Source organism: Bartonella sp. AP1QHHD (assembly GCF_042196265.1).
Classification (GTDB): domain Bacteria; phylum Pseudomonadota; class Alphaproteobacteria; order Rhizobiales; family Rhizobiaceae; genus Bartonella.
Window position 1 is genome coordinate 1 of the sequence record NZ_JBHIPW010000057.1, and the last position, 10,166, is coordinate 10,166.

Sequence of the window (10,166 nt, forward strand, 5' to 3'; positions counted from 1 at the left end):
ATCACAAGGGTATCAGCCGGTGTTTTTGCTGAAGCTTGTTGTGCAACCATCGCCAATGCCATAAGAGCAGAAACAAGAGAGTTGCTACTTTTCAATATTGTTTTCTTCAAGTTCATAAACTTTTCCCTTTATTTATTTTTATCAATTAATGACGCTGAGATAATATAGCAAATTTATAATTATAACATTGAATAAATACGTTCTAATCGCCTATATTTCTAATCACCTACACAGAGTCATCTACTTGATAAATTCATTGACTTACGTCTCAATAAACCATAGCGAACATGCAATATATGTTTTGCTAACCAGTATTACATTCTTTTCATAATCTCTTTGCATATGATAATGCACTATATCAGTTCCCTATTAATCATCAATAAGCCTTGTCGCCCAAAAAAATAGTGAGCTTAAAAAAAATCATTACGCAAAAATTTATGAATTCATTATTTTATTCCTTTAGGCGACATTTAAAATAAAATATGCAAACTTTAAAAATAGTCATCCCCCTCAAACACTCAGCTTCAAGATGCGGCGCATCTTTACTACATGACCAAGACGGCACTGAAACAGCAGAAAGACATAAGAAAATATCTTTTCTAAAACGCTACCCCCCACAAAAATCTGCTTAATCTTTTGAAACCTAAGTGTCAAAAGTTTTACGTTTTTACCAACAAAACCAAACGCGTTAACAAAGATAAAGGAAAAATGAGAAGAATCATTCCTTCCACGCTTTATCTTTTGAGAAATAAAGCTTACAATAAAAGAATATACACTAAAATGCATCCCCCCCATTGATAAAAACAAAATTTATTAGACACTCCCCCCCCAAAGACATAACGAATATAAAACCTTCTAAACTTTAGTGTGCATCATTGCTTTACCACTATAAAAATAGAACAGAAAGCAACATACCGCAACAAAACTCTCGTTTCCAGCGGAAACATACAGAGATTCAACGAAGCAATGCAGTGAATACCAATCTGTCTGAGCTTAAGTATCCTCCCAAAACTGGAGCTCACACGCAGCAAAATTCCTCTCTAGTGAAAGAAAGTTATCAGATAATAAAACCTAACACAAGCAGCTTGAGTCATTTAACTTCAATTTTTCATCGCTGCATTTCATTTTATATTGCCTAGGTAAGCATTGGGCAATCGACCTACATATAAATAAACCAACAGTCATACAAGCAAAGTAAAACAATGCAACAACAGCACCCCATCTAAAAACCACTTTGCATTCGTCAATAAACATGAATAAAATATTCATTAATTATAACGGTCATGTCACTAACGGAAATAAAAACACCTCTTCTGAACCATTACAAATGCTAAAGACTGTTGACAACATTGAGAACTAGTAAATGTGTGATGGTGCCGATCTTCTCCTTCATAAGCGTAAAGATGGAGTGCACGATGGATTTACTGTCATAGCATTCATGAGCTGCGTCGCAAAACGGGCTTTGGTGTAACTAGATGTTTCTTTAAAACATACAAGACATTACCATTATCTCACTTCAGATACATAACAGTTAAGATATCACTCCTTTTTGCGTCTGTTTTTTCATCCTCAAAATTATACCTTTATCGTTTTTAGTGCCAACAACAATAGAAAATCATTAATATTGTATAGTTTGTATATTTCAATTATCTTATACAGCGGAATTGTATAATTTATACATTTATTAAATAATTCAATTATTATCCTATTAATCATTACTCTTACAAAAGAAAGTTTGCCAATTTATCGACAAAAACATCCTTCAAGATGATCATTAACAATTCCTACGGACTGCATAAAAGCATAACAAATTGTGGGGCCAACGAATGTCCAACCACGTTTCTTCAAGTCTTGAGAAAGACGAAAAGAAGCAGGCGTCATAGGGTTAGCTAACAGTGTTTGAAAATCTATTTTTTCATAACGCTCCGATTGTGGTGGTTGAAAAGACCAAAAATAGTGGGACAAACTCCCCCACTCTGTTATAATTTCTTGTGCTCTCAATGCATTATTAAGCACTGATTGAATTTTTCCTTGATGGCGAACAATGTCTTTATTCTGCATTAACATTTGCACCTTTAGCTCATCATAATGAGCAATCTTTTCAAAGTCAAAGTGATCAAATGCAACGCGAAAAAAAGAGCGTTTTTTTAAAATTGTAAACCAAGAAAGCCCCGCTTGGAAACCTTCAAGACAAATTTTCTCAAACAAACGAATATCCTCAAAAACAGGCTTTCCCCATTCGGTATCATGATAAGCACAATAAAGTGGATCCGTTCCAGCCCATGCGCAACGAACTTTTCCATCCACTCCCTTAAGAAGACCTTCCGCAAGCATGGCATTAACCGTATTAAAAGAGAGTTCCTTGATCATCGCTTGGCGACTTTATCTGCTTGTGTTTTGACCGTTTAGAAAAAACAGGTTCTTGTGTTGCAACACTGATATCTCCATCAAAAAAGCGTAAATTTATTTGCCCTGTTTCAGGAAACTGAACCAACCGTTTAATAGGCTTATGATCTTTCCCCAAAGCCAAAACAAAACCACGCTCCAAAATATTCTGATATGAAGTGCTTCTTAAAAGCCTAGATACTACCTCTAACCCAGCACGTTGTTTTTCCACACTACGCACAAAAGCACGCTGAAGACGTGCCGTATATTCCTTTGTATTGCGTTGTGCTTTTTCACTATTTAACAAACGCGGTGAAAGACGCACACCAAGTGCATGAAAAGAAAAACGTTTTTTATCGTAGCTTACACAAAGAGCACGCCGCAATCGACTTGAAGTTTCATCCAAACCACGCCGTGGTAGAGCAAAAAGTTGATCGGCAGTCGGAAGAGCTCGTAGAGTAGCACGCAATTTTTGTCGATAAAAATCCAAATAACGCGCGAGTCCCTTGCGCAAACGTGCATCAAGCGATGCCACCAGCACCTCGAGATCAAGCTTAACAGGAACAGCCCGTTCTGCTGCGGCGGTAGGAGTTGGAGCGCGCCAATCAGCCACATAATCAATCAAGGTCCAGTCCGTTTCATGCCCAACAGCAGAAATAACAGGAAGAGAAGATTCATAAACAGCACGAACAACAGCTTCGTCATTAAACCCCCACAAATCTTCTAAACTTCCCCCTCCCCGTGCAACAATAATAAGATCAGGTTTTGGAATAAGTCCACCTGGACCAAGAGCATTAAAACCTTCAACAGCAACAGCCACTTCCCTCCCACTTGTTTCCCCCTGAACACGTACAGGCCAAACCAAAATATGCAACGGAAAACGATCGGATATACGATGAATAATGTCACGAATAACAGCACCTGTTGGTGATGTTACAACGCCTAAAATTCGAGGCATATAAGGCAAAGGTTTTTTCTTTTCTTCATCAAACAAGCCTTCTTCTAAAAACTTTTTCTTACGATTTTCAAGAAGTGTCATCAAAGCACCAACCCCCGTTGGTTCAAGAGCCTCAATGACAATTTGATATTTCGATGACCCTGGATAAGTTGTAAGTTTACCAACAGCAACTACTTCCATCCCTTCTTCAGGAGGGAATTTGAGCTTTTCCATAACTCCACGCCAAATAACAGCTTCCAACCGTGCCTTATCATCTTTTAAAGCAAAATAAGCATGTCCCGAAGCATGAGTACCACGGTACCCTGATATCTCCCCACGCACCCGTACATAACCAAACTTTTCTTCAACAACACGCTTTAGAGCCCCTGCTATTTCGGAAACAGTGAATTCTGCCACATTTGTTACACCTGTTTTTTCACTAAACAAACTTACCATTTTTCAATTCTTTACGCCCGTTTCTGTGAATCTTTTTGAAACAACACATCTTTAAACTTTTGATTTATAGCTTCATCAAAATACCCATAACACCGGCTAGAATAGCTTATATTTTTAATTTCAAATCGATTATCAGGGTTGTAAAAAAAACTTGAAGCCGTTGTATGGGGATGTCTAGAGTCATTATTTCATCTGAAAATTGTATCAATAGAAGTTAAAATATTCAATCCTAACATCCACACAAACGCATCTTTCATAAGAATTCCTGAAATAAAATTCTCGATACAACATAGTAATCCATTCCCGATAAAATTCAACGTATTGCAAAGTGTTAAAGAGCTTTGCAATACATCAAATATATCATGATCATGTTTTTTATATTTTATAAACTTGATACCTTCTTATTTTTCAATTGCACTATAAAAAATACGTGGTGCACTATTCCACACCCATTTTTTTACATCAGGTGTCATAGCAATAATATTATATGTCTGATAGATAAACGCATAAGGTCCTTTTTGCATTAATTCACGCTGTAAATCAGCATACATTTGTGCCCGTTTCTGTGGATCTTTTTGAAACAGAGCTGCCTGAACCTTCTTATTCATATCTTCATCCAAATAGCCGTGGCACCAACTAGGATAGCCTGTATTTTTAGCCTCGAACCGATTATCAGGATTTGAAATAAAACGTGAAGCCATTGTATGAGGATCCGCAGAAGAATTATTCCATCCTATAAAAATTGTATCAAAGCTACGTGCATAAAGTTTGGAAAACAACTGTGTACCGATAAAATGTTCAATCTTAAAGTGCACACCTATCTTTTTTGCATTATCCTGGATAGACTGAGCAATAGGCAAAGCAAAAGGATAAGGAGATTTTCCTGCAAAAATATTGGCCTCAAAACCATCTGGATAACCCGCTTCTATTAAAAGCTGCTTGGCTTTTTCAAGATCAAGTTTAAAGGGTTGCCCTTCTTTTTCATCCAAAGCCCCAAAATTACCAAGAGGAATAAAGCTTGCCCGTGGAATGCCAACATCTTTAAGAAGAGTCTTTCCCAGAGTGTCATAATCGATCAAATAACGCATTGCCAAACGCACCTTTTCATTGGCAAAAATAGGATTCGTTGTATTGAACCCCCATACTATCAGGGATGGAACTAACACTTTTTCAATTTTAATATCTGTTGTTTTTTGGAGATCTGCTATATTCTCTGGCGTTAAATTACGTGCCACATCAATATCGTGTTTTTCCAACAACAAACGTTGTGTTCCAGGCTCAGCAATATGACGAATTAAGATCTTCTTCAATTTGGGTGCCTCTCCCCAATAAATGGTACTTGCACGCAACAAAATCCCTTCTCCAGGACGCCAACTTTCTAACTGATAAGGACCAACACAAGCAGCGTGACTTGCCAAATAGCGATTTCCCATATCATCATCTTGTTCGTGTTTCATAAGTGTCTCACGATCAAGCAGAGCAACAGTACGATTCCTAGAAATATTGCTCAGAATAAGTTCTGCTGGATAAGGTTTATCAAATTTCATCACCACTGTTTTCTCATCGGGGGCTTGAAAAGCCTTATCAACATTTTGTTCTGTGATACCATATTCATTAAAAGTTGCCGCATTAGATAGCTTCAATTTAACAACCCGCCTCATTCCCCAAACAAGATCATGAGCACCAGCAGACCGACCATCATTAAACTTCAAATCATCGCGCAAATGAAAAGTAATCACCGTACTCTGATCATCGCTTACAACATCCCAACTCTTTGCCAAAGAAGGAACGATTTTAACTCCATCATTTTTAGCAGAATCAACCAAATTATCACAAACATTGATAACAATTTCAGCTCCATACCGGTCATTGAGCTGCGCAGGATCAAAATTACTGATCGCATCAAGATCCCAAGCCATCACGAGGGTATCAGCAGGTGTTTTTGCTGAAACTTGCTGCACAAACATCCCAAAAGTAATAAAAGCAGAAATAAAACAACTGCTCCTTTTAAATATCTTTCTTTTTAAATTCATAGACTTATCTCTTTAAAGTTTGTTGTATAAATTTTCCTTGCAACAGTAACGTGCAAAAATAAAAAAAATCAGGCTTTTAAAGCACACCTCCTAAAGATAAAATATCAAACCCTTTAAACAGCAGGAGCAACCCCTTGAGCAATATTGGTAAACTAAAGCAAAAGAGACAACGAAAAATGATCTGATAAACAATGAATAATACCACAAATGACAGCGCCTGTTGGTGATGTCACAGCACCAATAACTTTGATCATACAAGCCAAAGATTTTTTTATCGCATCAAACAGGACTTCTGCTTTAAAAGTCTTTTTGCTATTTTCTCAAAAGAGTTCTCAGAGAACCAACTTCAGTTGCTTTAAAAGCTCACTCATCCTTCGATATTTTGACAATTCTCATAAGTATAGTTTCTAACCATAGCCATTCCACTCCTTCCTCACAAGGACATTTGGACTTTCCAGGACTCATACTAAAGGGCAGTCTCAGCATCTCATCATTTTTTAAGGAAAAGCGGTATAATTTGAAGCACCAGCTCCACAATAATCCCATATTCCCCCAACGCACCTGCATATAACTAACTTTTTTCTCAATAGCACATTTTAAGGTCCCTCACTTTTTCTACAAAATACTAAATTCTGCTCATATTCAGTATGCCCATTTCTTTAACCGGCAAATTTATTATTTTTTTCTTCACTTAAGATTGAAATCTACAATCTTAATATCTATGTATAATTATTCTATAAAAATGCATAGTCCCTCTCTAAAGAAGAGTATCTTCGAGTTACTCTATAATGCACTTTACCGATAAACTTCGATATTTTGCAAAGCTTTAAACTCTATGCAAAACACCGAAGTTATTATCATCACATTCACTGTTGTATATTACAACATTTTAAACGTGCTTATTTTTCAATGGCATTATAAAAAATACGTGGTGCACTATTCCACACCCATTTTTTAACATCAGGTGTCATAGCAATAATACTATATGTCTGATAGATAAACGCATAAGGTCCTTTTTGCATAAAATCACGCTGTAAATCGGCGTACATTTGTGCCCGTTTCTGTGGATCTTTTTGAAACAGAGCTGCCTGAACCTTCTTATTCATATCTTCATCCAAATAGCCGTGGCACCAACTAGGATAGCCTGTGTTTTTAGCCTCAAACCGATTATCCGGATTATAAACGAGACGTGAAGCCATTGTATAAGGATCTGCAGAATCGTTATTCCATCCCATAAAAATTGTATCAAAGCTACGTGCATAAAGTTTGGAAAACAACTGTGTCCCTACAAAATGTTCAATCTTAAAGTGCACACCTATTTTTTTTGCATTGTCCTGGATAGACTGTGCAATAGGTAAAGCAAAAGGATAAGGAGATTTCCCTGCAAAAATATTGGCTTTAAAACCATTTGGATAACCTGCTTCTGTTAAAAGCTGCTTGGCTTTTTCAAGATCAAGTTTAAAGGGTTGCCCTTCTTTTTCATCCAAAGCTCCAAGATTACCAATGGGAATAAAGCTTGCCCGTGGAATACCAACATCTTTAAGAAGAGTCTTTCCCAGAGTGTCATAATCGATCAGATAGCGCATTGCCAAACGCACCTTTTCATTGGCAAAAATAGGATTTGTCGTATTGAACCCCCACATTATCACAGATGGAGCTAACACTTTTTCAATCTTAATATCTGTTGTTACTTGGAGATCTGTTATATCTTCAGGCATCAAATTACGTGCCACATCAATATCGTGTTTTTCCAACAACAAACGTTGTGTTCCAGGCTCAGCAATATGACGAATGAGAATCTGCTTCAATTTTGCTTCCTCTCCCCAATGATAGGAACTTGCACGCAACAAAATCGCCTCTCCAGAACGCCAGTTGACTAATTGATAAGGACCAACACAAGCAGCGTGACTTGCCAAATAGCGATTTCCCATATCACCATCTTGTTCGTGTTTCATAAGTGTCTCACGATCAAGTAAAGCAGCAACACGAGTAGTAAGAATATGGCCAAGGATGATCTCTGCTGGATAAAGCTTATCAAATTTCATCACCACTGTTTTCTCATCGGGGGCTTGAAGAGTAGAATCAATATTTTGTTCTGTAATTCCATATTCGTTAAATATAGCTGCTGCAGACAACTTCAATTTAACAACCCGCTTCATCCCCCAAACAAGATCATGAGCACCAGCAGGCCGACCATCATTAAACTTCAAATCATCACGCAAATGAAAAGTAATAACTGTACCCCCACCCTCATTTGAAACATCCCAACTCTTTGCCAAAGAAGGCGCTATTTTAGCTGCATCATCTGTAGCGGAATCGATTAAGTTATCACAAATATTAGCAATAATTTCATTGCCATAACGTTCATTGATCTGCGCAGGATCAAAAGTCTCAATTGAATCAAGATTCAAAGCCATTACAAGGGTATCAGTAGGTGTTTTTGCTGAAACTTGTTGCACAAACATCCCCATTGCAAGAACAACAGAAACAAAAGAACTGCTCTTTTTCAATATTTTTCTTTTCACGTTCATAGAATTTTCCTTTTAACGTTATTGTATAAATTCCCCATGCAGCAAAACGTGCTTAATAATTAAGTTTAGACAAACTATAGGCTTCTAAAAACCAAGTTTTAAAATCTTTAAGAACAAGCACCTCTTGCCAATGGCTCCTCCTGCCTACACTTATAAGCCAAACCAAAACATACAAAGAAAAACACTCTGATATACAATGAACGCTCACCAACAATAGAGCTTATTCACGATATCATAACGCCTACTATTGAAGACTATAAAAGCAATATTTTTTCTCTATCTTGTTAAGCAAGCTTATCTCTTATTTTTTCCGGTGTTTTGTATATCATCAAAGCACTACCCCTTTCGGCTCAAGTGCCTTAATAACAAAGAGCCTTCATAATAATTTGACGATTTGATAAAACAGGAAAATTCGTTAGTTTGCCAAATGCAACGACTTTTATTCCTTCTTCAAAAGGAAATTTAATTTTTTCATCACTCCCCATAAAACAGCACCCTTCAATTGGCATCTCATCATCTTTCCAAGCAAAAGAAAATATAAACGCCATAAAAAACTGATATCCCTTGTTTACCCACCCATAACAAAACTTTCCTTCAACATCGCAAACCCTTTGCACCTTTAGCACTACTAAATTCCACAACATTTGTTACACTTCGTTTCTTTATGTTATACTCAGTTTTTTAACAAATAAATTGACCACTTTCTAATTCAGAGAAATTGAAATATTCAATCTTAGTATCCACATAAATACACCTCTAATGAGAATGAAAAATATCTTTAAACGAATGTCTTGAAAAGACATTCAACAATATATCACGCATTACCTATGATCTTCGACGCATTGCAAAGCTTAAAATTTATACAATACGCCGAAATATATCATGACGATGCCCTTTATCTATTGAACAGCATTGAAGACACTCTTATTTTTCAATTTTACTATAAAAAATATGTGGCGCACTATTCCAAACCCACTTTTTGATATCAGGCGTCATCGCGATAACAGTATATTTCTGAAAGATAAACGCATAAGGTCCTTTTTGCATCAATTCACGTTGTAAATCAGCATAGAGTTGTGCCCGTTTTTGTGGATCTTTTTGAAACAATGCATCCTGAACCTTTTGATTCATCGTTTCATCCAAATACCCATATTGCCAACTAGGATAGGCGGTGTTTTTTGCCTCAAGCCGATTATCTGGATTATAAACAAGACGTGAAGCCATGGTATGAGGATCCGCAGAATCGTTATTCCATCCGACAAAAATCGTATCAAAAGCCCGTGCATAAAGTTTAGAAAACAACTGTGTACCGGCCATCCGTTCAATTTTAAGACGCACCCCCGCCTTTGCGGCACTATCTTGGAGTGACTGAGCAAGTAACACCCTATAAGGAGCATTTGATACGAGAAAATTTGCCTCAAATCCATTCGGATAACCAGCTTCTGCTAAAAGCTGCTTGGCTTTTGCAATATCAAATGTAAAGGGTTGCCCTTCTTTTTCATCTAAAGCCCCAAAGTTGCCAAGAGGAACAAAACTGGCCCGTGGAACACCAACACCTTTGAGAAGCTTCTTGCCAAGACCTTCATAATCTATGAGATAACGCATCGCCAAACGTACTTTTTCCTTAGCAAAAATAGGATTTGTCATATTAAATCCCCAGTACATCATGGATGGCTCTAACACTTCTTCGATTTTAACATCTGTTGTTTTTTGCAGATCTGCAAGATCTTCAGGGGTCAAATCACGAGCAACATCAATATCATGTTTTTGCAACAACAAACGTTGTGTTCCGGGCTCTGCAACATGGCGAATTAAAATCTGCTT

Annotated in this window: 6 protein-coding genes and 1 pseudogene; all 7 read right to left on the minus strand. The window is 37.1% G+C overall.

Annotated elements, in window-relative coordinates; genetic code table 11:
• Nucleotides 1-1,743: 1,743 nt before the first annotated feature.
• The gene (locus ACFIME_RS05830; RefSeq protein ID WP_375684639.1) at nt 1,744-2,370 is read right to left on the minus strand and encodes a DNA-3-methyladenine glycosylase I; all 627 of its coding nucleotides are present in this window, start codon (nt 2,368-2,370) and stop codon (nt 1,744-1,746) included.
• Complete coding sequence (gene xseA, locus ACFIME_RS05835; RefSeq protein ID WP_375684640.1) at nt 2,348-3,778, minus strand: exodeoxyribonuclease VII large subunit; 1,431 nt, start codon at nt 3,776-3,778, stop codon at nt 2,348-2,350. Before xseA ends, ACFIME_RS05830 begins: the two co-directional genes overlap by 23 nt.
• A gap of 14 nt (nt 3,779-3,792) precedes the next feature.
• Nucleotides 3,793-3,966, minus strand: a pseudogene (locus tag ACFIME_RS09885) (ABC transporter substrate-binding protein); the annotation flags it as partial.
• A gap of 213 nt (nt 3,967-4,179) precedes the next feature.
• The gene (locus tag ACFIME_RS05840; RefSeq protein WP_375684641.1) at nt 4,180-5,811 is read right to left on the minus strand and encodes an ABC transporter substrate-binding protein; all 1,632 of its coding nucleotides are present in this window, start codon (nt 5,809-5,811) and stop codon (nt 4,180-4,182) included.
• An 899-nt stretch (nt 5,812-6,710) separates the two neighbouring features.
• Entirely contained in the window at nt 6,711-8,342 is a 1,632-nt protein-coding gene (locus ACFIME_RS05845) for an ABC transporter substrate-binding protein (protein ID WP_375634812.1), read from the minus strand.
• Nucleotides 8,343-8,701: 359 nt separating this feature from the next.
• Nucleotides 8,702-8,890, minus strand: a complete 189-nt coding sequence (locus ACFIME_RS05850; protein ID WP_375633886.1) for a hypothetical protein — start codon at nt 8,888-8,890, stop codon at nt 8,702-8,704.
• Between the two features lie 376 nt (nt 8,891-9,266).
• The coding region (locus ACFIME_RS05855; RefSeq protein WP_375633888.1) for an ABC transporter substrate-binding protein at nt 9,267-10,166 on the minus strand (900 nt) is incomplete at its 5' end.

What these genes read in the sequence shown, in the direction of transcription:
- xseA (WP_375684640.1), bottom strand. Translation starts at nt 3,778, where the DNA reads ATGGTAAGTTTGTTTAGTGAAAAAACAGGTGTAACAAATGTGGCAGAA.
- ACFIME_RS05845 (WP_375634812.1), bottom strand. Translation starts at nt 8,342, where the DNA reads ATGAACGTGAAAAGAAAAATATTGAAAAAGAGCAGTTCTTTTGTTTCT.
- ACFIME_RS05830 (WP_375684639.1), bottom strand. Translation starts at nt 2,370, where the DNA reads ATGATCAAGGAACTCTCTTTTAATACGGTTAATGCCATGCTTGCGGAA.
- ACFIME_RS05850 (WP_375633886.1), bottom strand. Translation starts at nt 8,890, where the DNA reads ATGGCGTTTATATTTTCTTTTGCTTGGAAAGATGATGAGATGCCAATT.
- ACFIME_RS05840 (WP_375684641.1), bottom strand. Translation starts at nt 5,811, where the DNA reads ATGAATTTAAAAAGAAAGATATTTAAAAGGAGCAGTTGTTTTATTTCT.